This is a genomic window from uncultured Leifsonia sp. (genome assembly GCF_945957465.1).
Lineage (GTDB): Bacteria > Actinomycetota > Actinomycetes > Actinomycetales > Microbacteriaceae > Leifsonia.
On the sequence record NZ_CAMFLC010000013.1, the window covers coordinates 17,356 to 35,406 of the forward strand.

Sequence of the window (18,051 nt, forward strand, 5' to 3'; positions counted from 1 at the left end):
CGGCGTTTTAGGGGCGATAAGGCGCCCCTCGGCGGCCCCTCGGCGGCCCTTCGGCGGCCCCTCTACTGCGGGTGCGGCGTCTCCCCGCGTTCGAGCATCGCGATGAGCTTCGCGAGGCGGTTGCCGCGGCTGATCGCGCTCGGTGCGGTCATCAGACGATGCAGCACCGAGTACCGATTGGCCGCGTTCAGTGTGGCGAATGCGGCGGCGGCCGCCTCCGACACCTCGAGCGCGGCGGTCAGGTCGTCCGGGATCTCCGCGGTGCGCGGGCTCGCGTAGGCGCGCTCCCACCGGCCGTCGGCCTTCGCGCGCTCGATCTCGGCGTGGCCGCGTTCACGCATCCGGCCCTCGGCGATCAGTGCCTCCACGAGCCCGATGTTGCGCTGCGACCAGAGCGAGGCCGCCCGCCGCGGTGTGAACCGCTCCAGGAACGTGGTCTCGTCGCGGCTGCGTTTCTGCCCGTCGATCCACCCGCTGCACAACGATTCGTCGACCGCCTGCGCATAGCTGAGGGAGGTCGGCTGAGTCGTGCCCTTCTTGGCCAGCACCAGCCACACGCCGTCGGAGCTGTCTTCGTGCTCGTCGAGCCAGGCACGCCAGGCGGCGGCGTCCGCCACGATCAGTTCGTCCAAGCCCGGCTCCCCGCGTCGATCCCCATGCCCGAACCCTAGCGTCGGCGACCGACACCCGGCGGGCGGACACCATCATGCACGTCGGCGCACCGCCCGGCCTCACACGTGCAGCAGCACCAGCACGTGGTACACGACGAACGCCGGCCAGACGATCGCCTGCAACAAGCCCCAGACGACGCCCCAGAACGAGCCGTCGGAGACCGAGACGAAGTACACGGCCGCGCCGATGTACGCGATGAAGAAGAAGAACCCCCACTGCGCCGATTGCACGACCACTCTGCCACGACCGCTGTCACCCATGCCGCCTCCCCGATCCCGGGCTCCCCGGCCCGTGCCGCCAGGGTAGCGAGCGGAGGCCGAAGCGGCCACACCCCTGCGAGGCGACCGGGTCGCTGCGCGAAACGCGCAGGCTCGCGGATGTCACAGAGCACGCGGCTGCGTCGTCTGACGGTGTGACATCAGGCCAGACGGAAAGGGGCAGACGATGCGGGTACTCGTAGCGGGAGGAAGCGGCGTTCTCGGGAGGCGGCTGGTTCCTCAGCTCGTGCGCAACGGCCACGCCGTGACGGCCACGACGACGAGCGCGGCGAAGCTGCCGACGATCGAGGCGATGGGAGCCGAGGGCGTCGTCATGGACGGACTGGACGCGGCGTCGGTCGGCGGCGCTGTGGCGTCGGCGGAGCCGGAGGCGATCATCCACCAGATGACGGCGATCAACCCGGCGCACGCCGGCGATCCCGACCTCAAGCATCCCGACCGGTGGTTCGCCGACACGAACCGGCTGCGCACCGAGGGCACCGACCATCTACTGGCCGCCGCGCAGGCCCAGGGCGTGACGCGCTTCCTCGCGCAGGGCTACGCCAGCTGGAACGGCATCCGCGAGGGCGGCTGGGTCAAGACCGAGGAGGATCCGCTCGACACGTTCGCGGGCACGCCGACCGCCCCGGTCATGGCTGCGATGAAGCACGTCGAGGATGCGGTGACGGCCTACGGCGGCACCGTGCTGCGCTACGGCGCGCTCTACGGCCCGGGCGCGACGGACGACCAGGTGGAGATGGTCCGCAAGCGGCAGTATCCCCTCGTCGGCCGCGCGCAGGGCTACAGCTCGTGGATCCACCTGGACGACGCGGCGTCGGCCACCGTCCTCGCACTCGAGAAGGGCGCGACCGGGGTCTTCGACATCGTCGACGACGAACCGGCGCCCGCCAGCGAGTGGCTGCCGTACCTGGCGAAGGTCGCCGGCGCCAAGCCGCCCCGCCGCGTCCCGGTCTGGCTCGCCCGTGTCGCCGCTGGCGATCAAGCCGTCATGATGATGACGGAGGGTCGCGGCTTCTCCAATGCCAAGGCGAAGCGCGAGCTCGGCTGGACGCTGCGGTACCCGTCGTGGCGGCAGGGGTTCGAGGAGGGACTGCGATGACACGGCCGGACGAGAGTTTCGAGGACCTGCGGCCGCTGCTGTTCTCGATCGCCTACCGCATCCTCGGCAGTGTGACGGAGGCCGAGGACGCCGTGCAGGAGACCTGGCTGCGGTACGAAGCGGCCGGCGTGCGGCCGGCGTCGCTCAAGGCCTACCTCTCGACGATCGTCACGCGCGTGTCCATCGACGTCCTGGGGTCGGCCCGGGTGCGGCGGGAGACGTACGTCGGTCCGTGGTTCCCCGAGCCGCTGCTGTCCGATCCGTACCAGGATCCCGAGCGCGCAGCCGAGCTCTCCGACTCCCTCTCGATGGCGGCGCTCCTCCTGCTGGAGCGGCTCACCCCGCTCGAGCGGGCCGTCTTCGTGCTGCGCGAGGTCTTCGCGTTCGACTTCCCGGAGATCGCTGCGGCGGTCGGCCGGTCGGAGGCGGCGTGCCGCCAGCTCGCTGTGCGCGCACGACGGCACATGGACGAGGGCCGGCCGCGCTTCGACGCCGACCGTGCCGAGCGGGAGGCCCTGGCCGGCCGGTTCTTCGACGCGTTCCGCGCCGGAGACGTCGAGGCTCTGCGCGCCCTCCTCGTCGCGGACGTCGACATGGTGGGCGACGGGGGCGGCAAGGCTCCGCAGTGGGCGCAGCGGATCGTCGGCATCGAGAACGTCGCCCAGGTGCTGGTGGCGATGTCGGGACCGTTCCTCACGATCGGCGGCACCGTCGAGCCGACCACGATCAACGGCCAGCCGGGCGCCGTGTTCCGCGACCGCGACGGCGGCGTCATCAACGCGATGACGCTCGACATCGTCCCGGAGGGCATCCAGACCATCCGCAGCGTGATCAACCCGGACAAGCTGAGTCACGTCGGAGCCGTGGGCGACGCCTGGTCGGTGGTGCGGGAGGCCAATCGAGCCAGGCTCGCCGCCGGCGGCGACCCCCTGCCTCCGCTGGCGAAGCGACGCGTCTCGGAGTGAGCCCGGCACGATCCCGCCACGAACGCTGGCGTGGGTCGTTCCGCCCGGACCGCTGCCCCCGCTACTCTCGCCTCATGGCCTCCGTACCGCTCTCCGACGCCCAAGTGCGCGAGCTGCGCGAGAAGTACGCGTCCGGTGCGCGGCAGGTGCAGCTGGCAGAGGAGTACGGCGTGCGCCAGAACACCGTCTCGAGCCTGGTCACGGGCCGGTCGCGGCTGGAGGCCGGCGGTCCGATCCTTCCGGGCAAGTCGCGCAAGGTGACCAGCGAGGAGGTCGTCGCGATCCGGGAGGCCGTGGCCGCCGGCAACCCCCGTTCCGAGGTCGCGGCACTCTACGGGATCTCGCATCAGATGGTGTCGAACATCGCCTCCGGCCGCGCTTTCGCCGACGTCGGCGGTCCGCTCACGAGCGCGACACCCTCCCGGGCGCGGCCGCTGACGGTCGACCAGGTCGAGGCGATCCGCGAGCGGCTGGCCGCGGGCGACGACCGCGCGGAGGTGGCGAAGGCGTTCGGCGTCTCGCACTGGACCATCTCGTCGGTGGTGCGGGGCGCCACGACGGGGGTGACCGAGACCACCGACGACGACGTCGTGCAGATGCGCAGGCTGCACTCCGAGGGCGTCTCGCAGACCGAGATCGCCCGGCGGTTCGGCACGAGCCAGCAACGGGTCAGCCTCATCGTCCGCGGGAGCAGTCACGCGGCACACGGCGGCCCCATCGCCGAGGCGCACCGCCGCCGGCTCGGCGACGACGAGGTGCGGAGCATCCGCGAGGCGTACGCGTCGGGTGCGTCGCTGGCCGAGCTGGCCGAGCGGTACGACGTGGCCGCCGCGCTGCTGCGTTTGGTGGTCACCGGCCGCACCTACGCCGACCGTCCCGGTCCGATCGCTCCCGCCGAGCGCCCGCCCGAGGCCGGGCGGCGATGATCGCGGGCTCCCGCGCAACGCGTTCAGGCGGCTGGACGCTGCCGCTGCTGCTCGGCGGCGCGCTGCTGCTGACGGGGTGCACGGGGACGACGGCACCCCGGGCGACGGCCGAGGCGAAGGAGGTGGCGGGCACGAGCCACCGGGCCGCTCCGGTGTCCCCCGCCCGGACCACCCCCGCGGCACCGCCGACCGCGAGCGCCTTCGCCGACGCGTTCCAGTACCTCCCGCCCGCCGGCACCGTCATGGGCACGGGAACGCTCACCGACGTCGACGGCCACGCCCGCGGCGATGTCACGGTGAGCGTCGCCGCCGACCTGCGCTTCCAGGTCTCGATCGACGGCTTCGCCACGACCTCCGGTCCGGGCCTGGTCGTGGCGCTGAGCGTCGACCGGTTCGGGCCCGCGGCCGGGGAGCCGACCGTGCCGGCGGTCGATGATCCCGTGGGAACGCTGCAGGCGACGTCCGGCGACCAGGTGCTCCCGTTCGACTCCAGCGGTCGGCGCGACCGCGGTGACCTGTCGTACTTCAACAGCGTCGAGCTGGTGAGCGACGGCGACGTCATCGCGGAGGCGCCCATCGCGTGGACGATCCCCGCCTTCTACCCGGGACTCACGCTGAAGGACTCCGGGCCGGCGCCGTACGCGCGCGGCACGGTCACCTCGTTCGACGGCCTGCCGGCGAGCTACACGGTGTGGGGGAACGACAACTCGCAGGCGGTGGCCACGCGGTTCGGGATCACCCTCGATCAGCTCTTCTACCTCAACCCGCAGCTGCGGCGCGGCGACACGGAGCTCCTGCGGGACACCCGCCTCAACCTCAGCGTCGCCTACCGCTGAACACGCATGAAGCACGGTACCGCCGATCGAGCGGCTCAGCGAGCGGCCGGCGGGGAGACCACCGCCCGCGCTCGGCGGTCATGCGGCCGACGCTCCTGCGTCCGCGTCACGGATTCGCGTCGCGGTTCCTGATCGTGAAGACCAGTTGCGCGGACGGTCCGAAGACCGGGAGCGCACGCGCGGCCGCGGGAAGCGGCAGCACCGCCCGGATGACGTCGCGGTCCGCCGGATCGGGGCTCAGGGTGAGTTCGTCCGTCATCTGCCCGAGCTGGTTGATCGCGCCCGGCACGGCGCTGTTCCAGCCGGTCCACGCCCCGAACCGGCCGTCGGCCGACCGGCCGATGTCGACGATGAGCACGTCCTGCCAGTCGCCGACCTGCTCCAGGTTGCTGCTGAAGTCGAACACGCCGTTGCGGGTGATGACCTGGTAGACGCGCAGGGTGAGGGCGTAGCGGGAGAGGCCTTCGCTGAGCTTCGCGTACTCGCTGCCGTCGCCGGCGTGCGCGGCGGCGGTAGCGAGGTCGTGGGCGACCGACGCGACCGTCGCCGCGGCGACGTCGGGCAGTGTGGGATCGAGCGGGTTCTGCAGGGATCCGTCCATAGAGCCGCCGGAGGCCGTCCCAGCGCGCTCCTCGTCGCCCGCGCCGAACGACTCCACGAAGCGCTGCCACCACCCGGCGTGCGCCGGCCGGAACGCTGGGTCGCCGTCCCGTGACTCGGCCGGCCCGATCGGGGTCGCGGCCGCCGGAACCGGGTCGTCGCCCACTCCCGGGGTCACGTTCGTCGGCGGGAGGTCGCTCGGCGGCTCTTTCGAGAACAGGAACGTCCCCACCAGCGGGATCGGGGCATCGACGGTGTCGTCGCCGGGCGCCCCCGGCGCGTGCTGGGCGATCTCCGCGTTGAGCTGCACCGGGTTGTAGTGCGCCGCCTTCTGCTCGGTGATCAGCACCGACAGGCCGCGGATCGCGAGCTGGAGGTCGGCCTGCCAGGCGATATCCGGGTGCGCGGCGATCGCCGATGCCGGAGGGAGCCCGCTCAGCTCCACCTGCACCGACCAGTGCCCGAACAGGAACCGGGCCAGGTTCTGGTAGCCCTCCTCCGAGTTGACCTCGCCGTACGGGCCGGAGTGCGATTTGTAGACGAAGGCGCGATGGGCCCCTTTGACGTAGGCGTTCTCGATGAGCACGAGGCCGTCGCTGCGCGGTCCGACACCGAGCTTGGCCAGGTTGTAGTCGGCAGAGTCGGTTCCGATGATGCAGAACACGTCGTCGACGTCGAACACCTCCGGTGGGATGACGCGCGGGTCCCAGGTCTTCCCGATCGGCCGGTCGCCGAACGTCTTGCCCGGCGTCAGGTAGCCGTACATCTTAGGCGGCGAGAAGATGTCCGACCCGGCCGGACCGAACGTCTCCATCAGCCAGTTCAACAAGCCGCCCGTGAAGACGATGCCGCCGTGCGGTGTGGCGTAGGTGCAGAACTTGGCGACCAGCTCCCTGGCCGGGATGCGGCCGTCCTCCTGGCAGACCTTCTGCATCATGCAGCGCGCCACCAGCCCGCCCATCGAGTGCGCGACCAGGAAGACCTTCGGCGCGCCGGTCTTCTCACGCACCTGGAGGACCAGGTCGTAGAGCTCCCGCGCCGCCTGCTCGATGTCGAACCCTTGCGCGCTGGTGTGCTCGCGCACGAGATCCTCCGTCCACGCGATCGCCCGGTCGAACAAGCTCCCGGTGCGGGGCGTCGGGGCTGCATAGGTGGTCGCGGCCTCGTCGTAGAAGCGATGGATCCAGATCGACTTCTGCGGCAGTGTCCCGTCGGGAGCCGTCGCGAGAAGCTCCTTCTGGCTGCCGCGCACCAGCACTCGGTAGTCGCGCTCGCCCAGGAGCCGCAGCAGCGGCCCCTCGAACTGGTAGAACTTGGGGTCGCCGTCGCCGTTGACGCGGGTGTGGGTGGCGCCTTCGTTGAAGCCGTAGAAGGGATCGTTGACCGTGGAGTCGATCTGACTGGTCGGGCCGGCATACCCGCGGCAGTAGACGATCGGAAGCTCGTTCACGGTGTCACTGTCGCGCACGGCGCCCGCCGCGGCAAGACCACGCCGTCCACCACCCCTCCCTCGCGACGGGATTCGTCACGAATGTCGACATTCGTGGCACGAAACGTGAGATTCGTGACGAATCCCGCGCGAGAGGGCGGCTCAGCCGCCGATGCGGATGAGCTTCTTGTTGACGAACTCGTCGGCGCCGAAGCGACCGAGCTCGCGGCCGGAGCCGGAGCGCTTCACGCCGCCGAAGGGCAGCTCTGCGCCGTCGGCGAGGACGACGTTGACGAAGACCATGCCGGCTTCGATCTGGTCGGCGACCCGCAGCGCCTGCTCCTCGTCGGTGGTGTAGAGGTACGAGCCGAGACCGAACGGGGTGTCGTTCGCGATCCGCACGGCGTCCGCCTCGTCCTTCGCACGGAAGACCTGAGCGACCGGGCCGAAGAACTCCTCCTTGGAGGCCGGGTTGTCCGGCGTCACGTCGGTGAGCACGGTGGTCTCGAAGAACGCGCCGTTGCGGCCGCCGCCGCGCACGAGGGTCGCGCCGGCCGCGACGGCCCGCTTGACCTGGTCGTCGAGACCTTCGGCCGCCTTCAGCGACGACAGGGGGCCGAGCGCCGAGCTCTCGCTCGTCGGGTCGCCGGCCTCCACTTCTGCGAGCTTGGCGGTGAACTTCGCCAGGAACGAGTCGTAGAGCTCGTCGGCGATCACGAACCGCTTGGCGGCGTTGCAGGACTGGCCGCTGTTGTCGAGCCGCGCGTCGACCGCGTTCTGCACGGTGGCGTCGAGGTCGTCGGTCGACAGCAGGATGAACGGGTCGGAACCGCCCAGCTCCAGCACGACCTTCTTGAGGTTGCGGCCGGCGATCTCGGCGACCTTCGCACCGGCACGCTCGGAGCCGGTGAGCGAGACCCCCTGGACGCGCGGGTCGGCGATGACCGTCTCGATCTGGTCGTGCGACGCGTAGATGTTGACGTAGGCGCCCTCCGGGAACCCGGCGTCGAGGAACATCTTCTCGATCGCGGCGGCCGACTCCGGGCACTGCTCGGCGTGCTTGAGCAGGATGGTGTTGCCGATGATCAGGTTGGGGCCGGCGAAGCGGGCCACCTGGTAGTACGGGAAGTTCCACGGCATGACCCCGAGCAGCACGCCCAGGCCCGAACGGCGGACGATCGCGGAGCCGGTGCCGTCGAGCAGCTGGATCGGCTCGTCCTTGAGGAACTCGGTCGCGTTGTCGGCGTAGTACTCGTAGATCGCTCCGGCGAAGTCGACCTCGCCCAGCGCCTGCTCGACCGGCTTGCCCATCTCGCGCACGATGATGTCGGCCAGCTCCTGGCGACGCTCGACGTGCAGCTGACCGACCCGGCGCACCAGGGCAGCGCGCTCCTCGACCGTGGTCTTCTTCGACCAGGTGCGGTAGGCGTGGTCGGCCGACGCGATCGCTGCTTCGAGATCGGCGTCGGTGATGGTGTCGAAGGTCTTGACCGTCTCGCCCGTGGCGGGATTGGTCACGGCGTAGCTCATGTTGCTCCTTATTCCTACAGTGACGGGGTCGTGGCCCTGGGTGATCGTGGTGGGAGGCCCTCGGGAGAGTGCCCCGTAAAGACCCTACGGGTCCGCCGCGGCTCGCGCTACGAGGGGCGTCCCCTCACCGGAAGATCCACGTGACCAACGCGGATCGAAGGGCGCGTAAACGCCCCAAAAAGGGCGCTTTAGGGGCCCCAACTCGCCCTTCGAGGGCAGTATGCGGCCCTCACGTCAGATCCGGGTGCCGCGGCGACAGGGGTGGGAGGCCGCGGCACCCGTGGTCGGTGGCCGGACGCCGGCTAACCGAGCGCTCGGGCCTTCAGATGGTCGAACTCCTGCTGCGTGATCGCTCCGGAGGACAGCAGCTGCTGCGCTTTGGCGATCTCGTCCGCCGGGCTGGTCGACGACGTCACATCGCGGATGTGCGCGTCGACGGCGGCCTGGGTGTCGGCGGCCTCCTTCATGTTGCGCTCCGCCATCCCGCGTCCGCGGGCGATGAGGTAGACCAGCGCGGTGAGGAACGGCACGAAGACCAGGAAGATGATCCACACCGCCTTCCACCAGCCATTGAGCTTGTGGTCACGGAACAGGTCGCCGATGATCGCGAACAGCGCGAACAGATACGCGACGAACGCGAAGCACCAGAAGAACGTCCACACCACGCTCCAGAAGTTGTTCATGATGGCCCTCCCCACTGCGGCCGGCCAACTGCCGGCGACGGGAATGTAACTCCTCGGCCCACCGTCTGGCTACACCCGATCGCGTGGAGCATCCTGTTCGCCTGTCCGACCCGGCCGGCGGTAGCTTTGGACCATGGCCGACCTGCCCGACGCGCTCCCCGCCGATTACGATCCCGCGCACGTCTTCCGCGTCGTGGCGATGCCCGTCGAACGCGGCTGGGGCATCTGGCTCCGGGCCGCCGACGACGGCATCATCCACAGCTTCGGGCTGGGGGTACCGCCGGAGAAGCCGTTCCGGCCGGATGTGCTCGACGTCCTGGGGCCGATCCTCAACCTGCAGTACCGCCTCGCCTACATGGACGACGCGGCGTGGGATGAGATCGACAACCACTGGTCGGCGGTCGTGTACGAGTACACCCCGCGCTGAGGCGCGTCAGTCGACCCACCTGCGAAGGGCAGGCGGCGAGTGGGAGGATGACACCGTGACCGAATCGATCCTCCTCATCACCGGCACCTCGTCCGGCATCGGCCTGGCCTCGGCCGTGGCCGCCGCCCGCGCCGGGTTCACCGTCGTCGCCACCATGCGCGATCCCGACCGCTCCGACGCCCTGCGCACCGCGGCCTCCGCCGCCGGTGTGACGCTCGACATCCAGCCGCTGGATGTCACCGATCCGGCCTCCGTCGCGGCGGCCGTCGACTATGCGGCCTCGACGTACGGCCGGTTGGACGCCCTGCTCAACAACGCGGGGGCCGGTCATCTCGGCACCATCGAGCTCGAGTCGGTGGACGACGTGCGCGGCGTCATGGAGGTCAACTTCTTCGGCGTCGTCGCGATGACCCGCGCCGCCATGCCGCTGCTGCGCGCGAGCGGCGGCCGGGTGCTCACCGTGTCCAGTGTGGGTGGCGTGGTCGGCCAGCCGTTCAACGAGGCGTACTGCGCGGCGAAGTTCGCCGTCGAGGGCTTCATGGAGTCGCTGGCCCCCGTCGCGGCGACGGTCGGCGTGCGGGTGAGCGTGATCGAGCCGGGCGCGGTGACGACCGAGTTCGTCGCGAACGTCGGCGGCCGCCGCTCGGTCGAGGGCACACCGTACGCGGGCGCCCTCGACGCCTACCTGGAGCGCACCGCTGCCGCGTTCGACCCCGCGAACGCCCAGACGCCCGAGGGGGTGGCCGACGTCGTCGTGGAGGTGCTGACCTCTGCGAACCCGCCTGCCCGCGTGCAGACGTCGGAGGCCGCGCGGCGGTTCGCGGGTGTGAAGCTCGCGGATCTCGACGGTGCGCACGTGCAGGCGGTCACCCGGCACTGGGTGAGCCCCGAGCCGAGCAGCGCCTGAACACCCCGGGACCCGGCGGCGGTCACCGCCGCCGGCCGCCGAACAGGGTGTAGAGCAGAGGCAGCACCGACACGCTCATGAGTACGATCGCGAGCGGCGGCACCGTCGGCAGCAGCACTGAGCCCGCGACGAGCAACGCACTGAACAGCACCGCCCCGATCAGCCGGCGCGTCACCCGTTCCAGCCGCGCGATGCGGCGGTCGAGGTCGGGCGTCTTGACCGCGAAGTCGCCCTCTTCGATGCGCGTGATGACGTTGTCCAGCCGTTTCGGAAGCCGCACGGCGACGCCCGCGATCGAGACGGCCTCCTTCAGCGCATCCTGCACCACGTTGCCGCTCTCGTCGCGCAGCAGCTGCGACGCGTAGGGCTCGATCGAGTCCCACAGGTTGAAGTCGGGGTCGAGCGCACTGCACACCCCGGAGGTCAGCGACATCGCCCGGATGATGAGCAGGAAGTGCTCGGGCAGCTGGAACGGCAGCGACCGGATCACGTCGCCGAACTGCACCGCGAAGTCGCGGAACTCGCGTTGGTCGACCTCCCTCAGCTCGGCGAAGCCCATCCCGCCGAACCGTGCGAACAGCTGCGTCATCGCCCGTTCGAGCTCGCTCGTGTCGGAGCTCGGCAGCAGCACCCCCACGTCCCGCATGGCGTCGACCAGGCCTTTGCCGTTGCGGGAGGCCGCCGCGATGAGGAGCTTGCGCAGCCCGCTGCGGGTGCTGTCGGGCACCTCCCCCATCATCCCGAAGTCGATGAACGTGAGCTTCCACGGGTGCGCTGTGCTCGCATCCATCGCCTCGGCGGGGTCGGCGACGTGGGGTGTGACGAAGATGTTGCCCGGGTGCGGGTCGGCGTGGAAGAACCCGTTCGTGAACAGCTGGTCGAACATCACCGAGGCGAAGACGGGCGCCACGTGCGCCGGGTCGATGCCGGCGGCGCGCAGCGCGGCCGCGTCGGTGATCTTGATCGCCGTCACATCCTCGAGCGTCAGCACCCGGCGCGTGGTGCGCTCCCACACCACCTCCGGGTTGGCGACACGAGGATCGTGCGCGAAATCGTCGGCGAACCGCGCGCAGCTGCGAGCCTCATGGAGGTAGTCGATCTCCTCCAGGCAGGTCACCGAGAACTCCTCGACGAGCGCCGGCATGTCGACGCGGTCGGCCACCACGCGCACCCGCCGGAGCCAGCCGCCCACGCGGCGGAGCGCCGCCAGGTCCACGTCGACGATCGCGTCGATCCCGGGCCGCTGCACCTTGACGACGACCGTCTCGAGCCCGGTGTCGTCCCTGTCGCCCTGTGCGAGCCTCGCCCGGTGCGCCTGACCGAGGGAGGCCGCCGCGAGCGGGACCGGGTCGATGCTCTCGAACACGCGGTCCAGCGGCATCCCAAGTTCGCGTTCCGCCAGTGCCCGGATGGCCTCGAACGGGACGGCGGGCACCTCGTCCTGCAGCCCTTCGAGCTCTTTCGTGATCTCCGGGGGCAGCACGTCGAGCCGGCTCGACATGAACTGCCCCACCTTGATCATCAGGCCGCCGAGGTCGACCGCGAGGTCGTGGAACCGCCGCGCGAACGCCGTGAGCCGCTTGGTGCGCCCGCGCTCGCTGAACCGGGCGAGCCCGATCCGCGGCAAGAAGAGGTCGTACCACCAGATGTGCAGGAGGTTCCGCGCTGCGAAGCGCAAGATGCGGCGGTAGCGGGCGCGGGTGTTCCCCGCGCCCGCCGTATCGTGGTGCGCTTTCGGCGACGCCACCCGCTCAGTCCTGGGCGAGGATCGAGTAGAGCTTGCGGCGGGCGTCGTCGAGGACGGTCACCGCCTCCTTGATCTGCTCGGGCGTGCCCGTGCGCCGCACTTGCGCGGCCGCCTGGGCGAGAGCCATCCCGGCCTTCGGGAGGTCGCCGTCGAACGGGTTGTGGCCTCCGAACGGGCCGCGGTTGCTGCCGGCTCCGCTCGTGTCGGCGTCCGAGTCCCACGGCGCCGGCCCGGCCTCTTCGGCCGCAGCCCTGCCCTCCTCGGTGAGCGCGTAGGTCTTGCGCCCATTGGACTCCTCGGCCGAGATCAGCCCCTCATCGGCGAGCAGCTGCAGGGTCGGATAGACGGACCCTGCCGACGGCTTCCAGCTGCCGCCGCTGCGCTCCTCGATCTCGCGGATGATCTGGTAGCCGTGCATCGGCTTCTCGGCGAGCAAGGCGAGAACGGCCGACCGGACGTCGCCCCGCCCCATCCGCGTGCCGACCTTCTTCTCGAACTGCGACCGCAGCTGATCGAACGCCTGCCACAGATTGTCGGGGTTCATGTTGGCGCCCCAGCCGCCACCACCACTGAAAGTTCCGCTCATGATGTCCTCCTCGGGAGAAGCGGTAAACGATAGTTCACGATATATCGTTCGTGGCCGGGGTGGGAGAGGGTCGGGGAATTCGCAGGGAGGTTTGAGGAGGGTGACATGTTTCGCCCTCAGGCAGAGACGCGGACCCGGCGCCCCTCGAACTCGACGACGTCGCCGACCTGCAGCTGCCGCCCGCGGCGGCGGTCGACCTCGCCGTTCACGGTGACGTAGCCGTCGATGATCGCCTCTTTGACGTCGCCTCCGGAGTCGAGGAGTCCGGCGAACTTCACGAACTGACCGAGACGGATGCCCTCGCCCCCGATGGGGACGTCTTCGATCGGAGCGGAGTCGGCCATTCCGAAATCGTAGTACGGTCCGGGGAGGACGCTCCGCGTGAATCGAAGGAGAGAGCGCGATGAGACCGCTTCGCTACGCCATCAATGTCACGCTCGACGGGTGCGTCCACCACGAGGCCGGGCTCGCTCCCGACGAGGAGTCGATGCGCTTCTGGACCGCCGAGTTGCAGCGTCCCGATGCGCTGATCTTCGGGCGCGTCACCTACGGCATGATGGAGGCGGCCTGGCGCAGACCGGCCTCCGGCCTCTGGCCCGAGTGGATGGACGAGCCGCAGTCCGCTTTCGCCGAGGCCATCGACGGGGCGAAGAAGTACGTGGTCTCCAACACGCTGAGCGGCGTCGACTGGAACGCCGAGCTGCTACGTGGCGATGTGGGCGAAGCCGTGCGGCGGCTGAAGCAACAGGCGGGCGGGAGCCTGTACGTCGGCGGCGTCACGCTCCCGCTGGCTCTGGCGGAACTCGGGCTGATCGACGAGTACCTGTTCGTCGTGCATCCCGTCCTGGCCGGTCACGGGCCGACGCTGCTGGCCGGCCTGCGCGAGCGCATCCGACTCGAACTCGTCCATCGTCAGGAGTTCTCGGCGGGAGCGACAGCGCTGTTGTTCCGGCCCAGCGCGTAGCCGTCACGATCGAACAGACGGCGCTCGGGGAGGCGGGCCGCGCCTCCCCGAAACCGGATCGGGCTCAGGCCGTCGCAGTCGCGCTGGTGTCGCTCATCTGTTCGAAGGCGGATTCGAGCGCATCGTGCTCGGCGTCCTTCTCATCCGTGACCCCGGTCTTCACGACCTTCTTCTCGGCTCTCGTCAGTAGCGCACCGATGTCCAGCCCCTTCGGATCCACGGCGATGATCAGGAGGCCGGCCTGACCGGCGGTCAGCGTCGCCCCCATCTCCTCGACGGTCTCCTTGGGCACGTTGCGATAGAAGTGACCGATGATCGGGCCGAAGGTCCCTCCTCGTCGGACGGGAACCACAGCCCGGCGACGGTGGCTCCGAGCGCGACGAGGCGTGCGTTGCCGGGCGCGCGCCCAGGGGACGTTCGGCCTTGAGCCGCGGCCCTTTCGCGTTCTAGCGTCGTGAGCCCAGCAGCACGCAACAGGAGTTCGGCGACAGGAGCGCGACCATGACGAATCCCGCGTCGGCCACGGCGCCGGCCCTCTCCGTGGTCATCCCCTGCCTGAACGACGCCCCGATGCTCTCGCAGTGTCTGGAGGCGCTCGCCGCCCAGACCGTGAAGGCTGCCGAGGTGATCGTGGTCGACGGCGGCAGCTCCGACGACAGCCGCGACGTCGCGGCGCGGGGCGGCGCCCGCATCGTCACCGCGACAGGAGGGATACCCGACGCGACGGCCGCCGGACTCGATTCCGCCCGCGGCGACATCCTGGCCCGCATCGACGCGGACTCGCGCCCGTCGCCCGACTGGTCGCAGCGCCTGGTGGACGACTTCGCGTCGGGTCCGTGGAGCGCGGTCACCGGAACCGGCCGCTTCTACGGAACAAACGCCCTTCTCGCCTGGGCCGGCCGGACCCTGTACCTGGGCGGGTATTTCCATGCGGTCGGCCTGATGCTGGGCCACCCGCCCCTGTTCGGCTCGAACTTCGCGATCCGCCGCGCCGCATGGTCGCGGATGAGCCCGCTGGTCCACCGCGACCGGAGCGACATCCACGACGACTCCGACCTGAGCATCCAGCTCGCCCCCGACATGAGCGTGCTCTACGACCCGACCCTCGTCGTCGGGGTGTCGGGGCGCCAGCTCACCTCGTGGTCGTCATTTCGGCGACACATCGCGTGGTCCGTCAACACGTTCGCGCTCAACCGCACGGAGCTGACGCTCCGAGAGCGACGCCGGAGGCGGCGTGCGTTGCAGCGGGGGCAGTGACGCTCCGGCGCCTTCCTGAGTCCCGCGACGCGCAGCGCCCGGGTCAGCCGACGGCCGGCACGTTGACGCTGAACGGCACGCGCAGCGTGTCGGCGAAACGCTGGAACAGCGCGGGATCCCCCTCGAGCTGGACAGCGCCGGTCGCGATCGCCGTCGGCGCGTCCAGCTCGCCCGCGAGCACGTCGCGGATATGCGGCCCTGCCGCGATGACCAGGTCCGGCTTTTCCACGGGTCCGGCTCCGACGACGATGACGCCGTCGGACATGATCACGTGCGCCGTCACGTCGCCGACGCGCACCTCGTACGTGGTGTCCCAGTCGTCCGGAACGACACCGTCGCCGGCCGCCACCCGCAGTGCGGCAGTGATGGATGCAGTGGTGACGATCTCGCCCGCGCGAGGCGTGCGCATGCCGCCCGCTCCCCACCGGGAGAGGGCGTCGAGCGCCGGGCCGAGCTCCTCGCCGCGCGGCGTGAGCGCGTAGACGGTGGAGCGTTCGGCGCCGGAGGGGAGCGTTCGTTCGACGATGCCCTGGTCCTCGAGCTCCTTGAGTCGCGAGGCCAGGGTGCCCGTCGGGATGCCGGGAAGGCCCGCGACCAGCTCCGAGTAGCGCCGTGGACCGACGCTCAGGTCTCGCAGGATCAGCAGCGTCCATCGCTGCCCCACGATCTCCGCGGCACGAGCGAGGCCGCAGAACTGCCCGTAGTGCTGGTTCGTCATGGATCACAGATTAGCACTTGACTTCATTAATTGCAGTGTGCTTTATTTTGTGAAGCAGCCCCACTTCATTTTTTGCAGCGACTCCGATGAAGGAGAAGGACATGACCGACACCATCGCTCGAAACGCGGCGGACATCGCGGCCGACATTCCGGCCGACATTCCGGCCGACATCCGGGCCGACGCCGAGCAGACGAACGCCGAGCCCGTCGCCGACCGGCCGGCACGCGGGCTCGAGAGCCGCAACCGCACCGCCCTCCGGCTCCTGCTCGCTGCCGTCTTCGTCGTCTTCCTGAACGAGACGATGATGGCCGTCGCGCTCCCCCGCATCCAGGAGTCCCTGCACATCGACGCGACCAAGGGCCAATGGCTGACGACGGCGTTCGCGCTCACGATGGCGGTCGTCATCCCGATCACCGGATGGCTGATGCAGCGCCTGCAGACCCGCACGGTCTTCACCATCGCGATGTCGAGCTTCGTGGCCGGCACCCTGATCGCCGCTCTGTCGCCGGTGTTCGAGGTGCTCGTCGCCGGACGCGTGGTCCAGGCCGTCGGCACCGCGATCATGATGCCGCTCATGATGACGACGGTGATGACGATCGTGCCCGCGGAGGAGCGCGGGCGGGTGATGGGCCGGGTGTCCATCGTCATGTCCGTGGCGCCTGCGGTCGGCCCGATCGTCTCCGGCGCGCTCATCCAGGTGCTGCCGTGGCAGGGGCTGTTCTGGGTGATGCTCCCGATCGGCCTCACGATGCTCATGATCGGGATGCGCCGGGTGCCGAACGTCTCGGAGACCCGGAGGGTTCCGCTGGACACGGCCTCCGTCATCATGTCGGCTCTCGGCTTCTCGGCTCTCATCTTCGGGCTCAGTCAGATCGGCGCGGCCGCGGTGGGCGAGGCGGCGGTCCAGCCGTGGATCCCGGTGGCGGTCGGACTCGCGACGCTCGGGCTCTTCGTGTGGCGGCAGCGCGTGCTGCAGCGGACGGACTCGGCACTGCTCGACCTGCGCACGTTCCTCTCGCGGGACTTCGCCGTCTCGGTCGGGATGATGACGATGGCCATGATCGCCCTGTTCGGCACGTTCATCGTGCTGCCGCAGTTCGCCCGCTACACCCTCGGCCTCGACCCGCTCTGGGTCGGCGCGATCCTGCTTCCGGGCGGCCTGCTCATGGGGCTCGCCGGGCCGACCGTCGGGCGGCTGTTCGACCGCTTCGGCCCGCGCCCGCTGGTCGTCCCCGGCTCGATCGGCATGGCGGTGGCGCTGTGGACCATGGCACTCGGCCTCGGCGAAGGATCCTCGTGGATGGTGCTGCTCGCCGCGCACATCCTCCTGATGCTGTCGCTCGCGTTCTTGTTCACGCCCGCGTTCAGCGCCTCGCTCGGCTCTCTGCCTCAGCGTCTGTACTCGCACGGCAGCGCGACCATCGCCACGCTGCAGCAGGTCGCCGGCGCGGCGGGCACCGCGATCTTCATCGCCCTCTATGCGGCAGGCGTCGCGTCGATCGGCGCCGCGAACCCCGACTTGCCGTCGCCGGCCGCGGCCGCGGCGGGTGCCCACCTCGCGTTCCTCGCCGGGGGCATCCTGTCGCTGGCCGTCATCGTCCTCGCGGTGTTCGTGCGGAAGCCGCCGGCGCCCGCCGACTCGTCACACTGAAACGAAGAAACGAAGGAGGGGACACGATATGAAACTCACCATCAGCCTGCAGGTCACCGTCGACGGCGTCGCCCAGGCGAACGGCGGCAACAATGAGGAGCTGGACCCGGGCTTCACCCGCGGTGGCTGGGCGATCGGCGTCGGGGACACCGAGGCCGGCCGCTACATCCTCGACACCTGGCGACGACCCGATGCGTTCCTGCTCGGACGCAGCACTTTCGATCTGTTCGCAACCTACTGGGGCGCGCGCAGCGACGACGGCGGCTTCGGGGAGGCGATCAGCTCGAAACCCAAGTACGTCGTATCGAACACCCTGACCGAGACGACCTGGGAGCATTCGACGGTCATCTCGGGAGACCTCGCAGCACGGATCCGTGAGGTGAAGGCGGGGGCCGACGGAGAACTGCTGCTCGTCGGCAGCGTCGCCCTTGCACGCTGGCTCCTCGAGAACGAGCTCGTGGATGAACTGAATATGATCCAGTTCCCCGTCATCGTGGGGCAGGGTGAGTCGTTCCTCCCGCGCACCGGTCGCGACTTCGCCCTCGACCTCCGGGACTCGCGCGTCTTCCCGAGCGGGATCGTGGCCCTGAACTATGCGGTCGGCGGCCGACCGCAGTACGCATGAACGACTCATCCGCTCAGACGGAGTAGCGATGCCAACGGTGTGGGTGCTGCGCGCCCGAGCGGCGACCACACCCCAATACAGGTGCACTCGCCACCCAAAGCTTACGATTCGGTAACGATGGCGATAGCCTCAGGCAACCCGAATGTTCTC

The 18,051-nt window shown here is 70.0% G+C and carries 20 protein-coding genes; 10 read left to right on the top strand and 10 right to left on the bottom strand.

The features are described 5' to 3' along the window. Positions 1 to 62 precede the first annotated feature (62 nt). Together Q0Q23_RS08140 and Q0Q23_RS08145 are read right to left on the bottom strand one after the other, a co-directional pair. Entirely contained in the window at positions 63 to 632 is a 570-nt protein-coding gene (locus tag Q0Q23_RS08140; RefSeq protein ID WP_295121866.1) for a YdeI family protein, read from the bottom strand. A 99-nt stretch (positions 633 to 731) separates the two neighbouring features. After that, positions 732 to 932 (bottom strand): hypothetical protein, encoded by a 201-nt coding sequence (locus Q0Q23_RS08145; RefSeq protein ID WP_295121868.1) that lies wholly within the window; start codon positions 930 to 932, stop codon positions 732 to 734. A 184-nt stretch (positions 933 to 1,116) separates the two neighbouring features. On the opposite strand from Q0Q23_RS08145, the gene Q0Q23_RS08150 reads away from it, so the two are divergent. From Q0Q23_RS08150 to Q0Q23_RS08165, 4 genes are all read left to right on the top strand, one after another. Continuing rightward, positions 1,117 to 2,049, top strand: coding sequence for an NAD(P)-dependent oxidoreductase (locus Q0Q23_RS08150; RefSeq protein ID WP_295121871.1), 933 nt, complete (start codon positions 1,117 to 1,119; stop codon positions 2,047 to 2,049). Then, entirely contained in the window at positions 2,046 to 3,014 is a 969-nt protein-coding gene (locus Q0Q23_RS08155) for an RNA polymerase sigma-70 factor (RefSeq protein ID WP_295121873.1), read from the top strand. Before Q0Q23_RS08150 ends, Q0Q23_RS08155 begins: the two co-directional genes overlap by 4 nt. A 74-nt stretch (positions 3,015 to 3,088) precedes the next feature. Beyond that, on the top strand, positions 3,089 to 3,940 hold the full coding sequence (locus Q0Q23_RS08160) for a hypothetical protein (protein WP_295121875.1): 852 nt from the start codon (positions 3,089 to 3,091) through the stop codon (positions 3,938 to 3,940). Then, positions 3,937 to 4,776 carry a hypothetical protein gene (locus tag Q0Q23_RS08165; RefSeq protein ID WP_295121877.1) on the top strand — a complete coding sequence of 280 codons (840 nt, stop codon included), beginning with the start codon at positions 3,937 to 3,939 and terminating at the stop codon, positions 4,774 to 4,776. The genes Q0Q23_RS08160 and Q0Q23_RS08165 overlap by 4 nt, the downstream gene beginning before the upstream one ends. Positions 4,777 to 4,882: 106 nt before the next feature. Here the strand turns inward: Q0Q23_RS08165 and Q0Q23_RS08170 are convergent, their stop codons facing one another. From Q0Q23_RS08170 to Q0Q23_RS08180, 3 genes are all read right to left on the bottom strand, one after another. Further along, positions 4,883 to 6,826: a hypothetical protein gene (locus tag Q0Q23_RS08170; RefSeq protein WP_295121878.1), complete on the bottom strand. Its 1,944-nt coding sequence runs from the start codon at positions 6,824 to 6,826 to the stop codon at positions 4,883 to 4,885. A 141-nt stretch (positions 6,827 to 6,967) separates the two neighbouring features. Continuing rightward, positions 6,968 to 8,335, bottom strand: coding sequence for an NAD-dependent succinate-semialdehyde dehydrogenase (locus tag Q0Q23_RS08175; RefSeq protein WP_295121880.1), 1,368 nt, complete (start codon positions 8,333 to 8,335; stop codon positions 6,968 to 6,970). Between the two features lie 302 nt (positions 8,336 to 8,637). Next, a complete protein-coding gene (locus tag Q0Q23_RS08180) occupies positions 8,638 to 9,018 on the bottom strand; it encodes an SHOCT domain-containing protein (RefSeq protein ID WP_295121883.1) in 381 nt (126 codons plus the stop codon). Between the two features lie 133 nt (positions 9,019 to 9,151). Between Q0Q23_RS08180 and Q0Q23_RS08185 the strand changes: the two genes are divergently transcribed. Together Q0Q23_RS08185 and Q0Q23_RS08190 are read left to right on the top strand one after the other, a co-directional pair. Further along, entirely contained in the window at positions 9,152 to 9,445 is a 294-nt protein-coding gene (locus Q0Q23_RS08185) for a hypothetical protein (protein ID WP_295121885.1), read from the top strand. Between the two features lie 55 nt (positions 9,446 to 9,500). Then, the gene (locus tag Q0Q23_RS08190; RefSeq protein WP_295121887.1) at positions 9,501 to 10,352 is read left to right on the top strand and encodes an SDR family oxidoreductase; all 852 of its coding nucleotides are present in this window, start codon (positions 9,501 to 9,503) and stop codon (positions 10,350 to 10,352) included. Between the two features lie 22 nt (positions 10,353 to 10,374). On the opposite strand, the gene Q0Q23_RS08195 is transcribed toward Q0Q23_RS08190, so the two are convergent. The 3 genes from Q0Q23_RS08195 to Q0Q23_RS08205 form a co-directional block, all read right to left on the bottom strand. After that, positions 10,375 to 12,099: an AarF/ABC1/UbiB kinase family protein gene (locus Q0Q23_RS08195; protein ID WP_295121889.1), complete on the bottom strand. Its 1,725-nt coding sequence runs from the start codon at positions 12,097 to 12,099 to the stop codon at positions 10,375 to 10,377. Between the two features lie 4 nt (positions 12,100 to 12,103). Then, a complete protein-coding gene (locus Q0Q23_RS08200) occupies positions 12,104 to 12,685 on the bottom strand; it encodes a PadR family transcriptional regulator (protein ID WP_295121891.1) in 582 nt (193 codons plus the stop codon). 116 nt (positions 12,686 to 12,801) lie between these two features. Beyond that, positions 12,802 to 13,029, bottom strand: coding sequence for an RNA-binding S4 domain-containing protein (locus tag Q0Q23_RS08205; RefSeq protein ID WP_295121894.1), 228 nt, complete (start codon positions 13,027 to 13,029; stop codon positions 12,802 to 12,804). Between the two features lie 59 nt (positions 13,030 to 13,088). Between Q0Q23_RS08205 and Q0Q23_RS08210 the strand changes: the two genes are divergently transcribed. Beyond that, positions 13,089 to 13,649, top strand: a complete 561-nt coding sequence (locus Q0Q23_RS08210; protein WP_295121895.1) for a dihydrofolate reductase family protein — start codon at positions 13,089 to 13,091, stop codon at positions 13,647 to 13,649. 64 nt (positions 13,650 to 13,713) lie between these two features. Here Q0Q23_RS08210 and Q0Q23_RS08215 read toward each other — a convergent pair whose 3' ends face one another. Then, positions 13,714 to 13,941, bottom strand: coding sequence for a hypothetical protein (locus Q0Q23_RS08215; RefSeq protein ID WP_295121897.1), 228 nt, complete (start codon positions 13,939 to 13,941; stop codon positions 13,714 to 13,716). A gap of 209 nt (positions 13,942 to 14,150) precedes the next feature. Here Q0Q23_RS08215 and Q0Q23_RS08220 point away from each other — a divergent pair, with 209 nt between their 5' ends. After that, positions 14,151 to 14,906 carry a glycosyltransferase family 2 protein gene (locus tag Q0Q23_RS08220; RefSeq protein WP_295121899.1) on the top strand — a complete coding sequence of 252 codons (756 nt, stop codon included), beginning with the start codon at positions 14,151 to 14,153 and terminating at the stop codon, positions 14,904 to 14,906. A 43-nt stretch (positions 14,907 to 14,949) separates the two neighbouring features. Here Q0Q23_RS08220 and Q0Q23_RS08225 read toward each other — a convergent pair whose 3' ends face one another. Next, entirely contained in the window at positions 14,950 to 15,624 is a 675-nt protein-coding gene (locus Q0Q23_RS08225) for a winged helix-turn-helix transcriptional regulator (RefSeq protein ID WP_295121901.1), read from the bottom strand. 101 nt (positions 15,625 to 15,725) lie between these two features. Here Q0Q23_RS08225 and Q0Q23_RS08230 point away from each other — a divergent pair, with 101 nt between their 5' ends. After that, entirely contained in the window at positions 15,726 to 17,276 is a 1,551-nt protein-coding gene (locus Q0Q23_RS08230; RefSeq protein ID WP_295121903.1) for a DHA2 family efflux MFS transporter permease subunit, read from the top strand. A gap of 28 nt (positions 17,277 to 17,304) precedes the next feature. Then, on the top strand, positions 17,305 to 17,901 hold the full coding sequence (locus Q0Q23_RS08235; RefSeq protein ID WP_295121905.1) for a dihydrofolate reductase family protein: 597 nt from the start codon (positions 17,305 to 17,307) through the stop codon (positions 17,899 to 17,901). Positions 17,902 to 18,051 lie beyond the last annotated feature (150 nt).

Bases quoted from the DNA above. Each gene is read 5' to 3' on its own strand.
- Q0Q23_RS08230 (WP_295121903.1), top strand. From the start codon at position 15,726: ATGACCGACACCATCGCTCGAAACGCGGCGGACATCGCGGCCGACATT.
- Q0Q23_RS08235 (WP_295121905.1), top strand. From the start codon at position 17,305: ATGAAACTCACCATCAGCCTGCAGGTCACCGTCGACGGCGTCGCCCAG.
- Q0Q23_RS08185 (WP_295121885.1), top strand. From the start codon at position 9,152: ATGGCCGACCTGCCCGACGCGCTCCCCGCCGATTACGATCCCGCGCAC.
- Q0Q23_RS08160 (WP_295121875.1), top strand. From the start codon at position 3,089: ATGGCCTCCGTACCGCTCTCCGACGCCCAAGTGCGCGAGCTGCGCGAG.
- Q0Q23_RS08210 (WP_295121895.1), top strand. From the start codon at position 13,089: ATGAGACCGCTTCGCTACGCCATCAATGTCACGCTCGACGGGTGCGTC.
- Q0Q23_RS08165 (WP_295121877.1), top strand. From the start codon at position 3,937: ATGATCGCGGGCTCCCGCGCAACGCGTTCAGGCGGCTGGACGCTGCCG.
- Q0Q23_RS08180 (WP_295121883.1), bottom strand. From the start codon at position 9,018: ATGAACAACTTCTGGAGCGTGGTGTGGACGTTCTTCTGGTGCTTCGCG.
- Q0Q23_RS08205 (WP_295121894.1), bottom strand. From the start codon at position 13,029: ATGGCCGACTCCGCTCCGATCGAAGACGTCCCCATCGGGGGCGAGGGC.
- Q0Q23_RS08145 (WP_295121868.1), bottom strand. From the start codon at position 932: ATGGGTGACAGCGGTCGTGGCAGAGTGGTCGTGCAATCGGCGCAGTGG.
- Q0Q23_RS08225 (WP_295121901.1), bottom strand. From the start codon at position 15,624: ATGACGAACCAGCACTACGGGCAGTTCTGCGGCCTCGCTCGTGCCGCG.
- Q0Q23_RS08175 (WP_295121880.1), bottom strand. From the start codon at position 8,335: ATGAGCTACGCCGTGACCAATCCCGCCACGGGCGAGACGGTCAAGACC.
- Q0Q23_RS08150 (WP_295121871.1), top strand. From the start codon at position 1,117: ATGCGGGTACTCGTAGCGGGAGGAAGCGGCGTTCTCGGGAGGCGGCTG.
- Q0Q23_RS08220 (WP_295121899.1), top strand. From the start codon at position 14,151: ATGACGAATCCCGCGTCGGCCACGGCGCCGGCCCTCTCCGTGGTCATC.
- Q0Q23_RS08200 (WP_295121891.1), bottom strand. From the start codon at position 12,685: ATGAGCGGAACTTTCAGTGGTGGTGGCGGCTGGGGCGCCAACATGAAC.
- Q0Q23_RS08155 (WP_295121873.1), top strand. From the start codon at position 2,046: ATGACACGGCCGGACGAGAGTTTCGAGGACCTGCGGCCGCTGCTGTTC.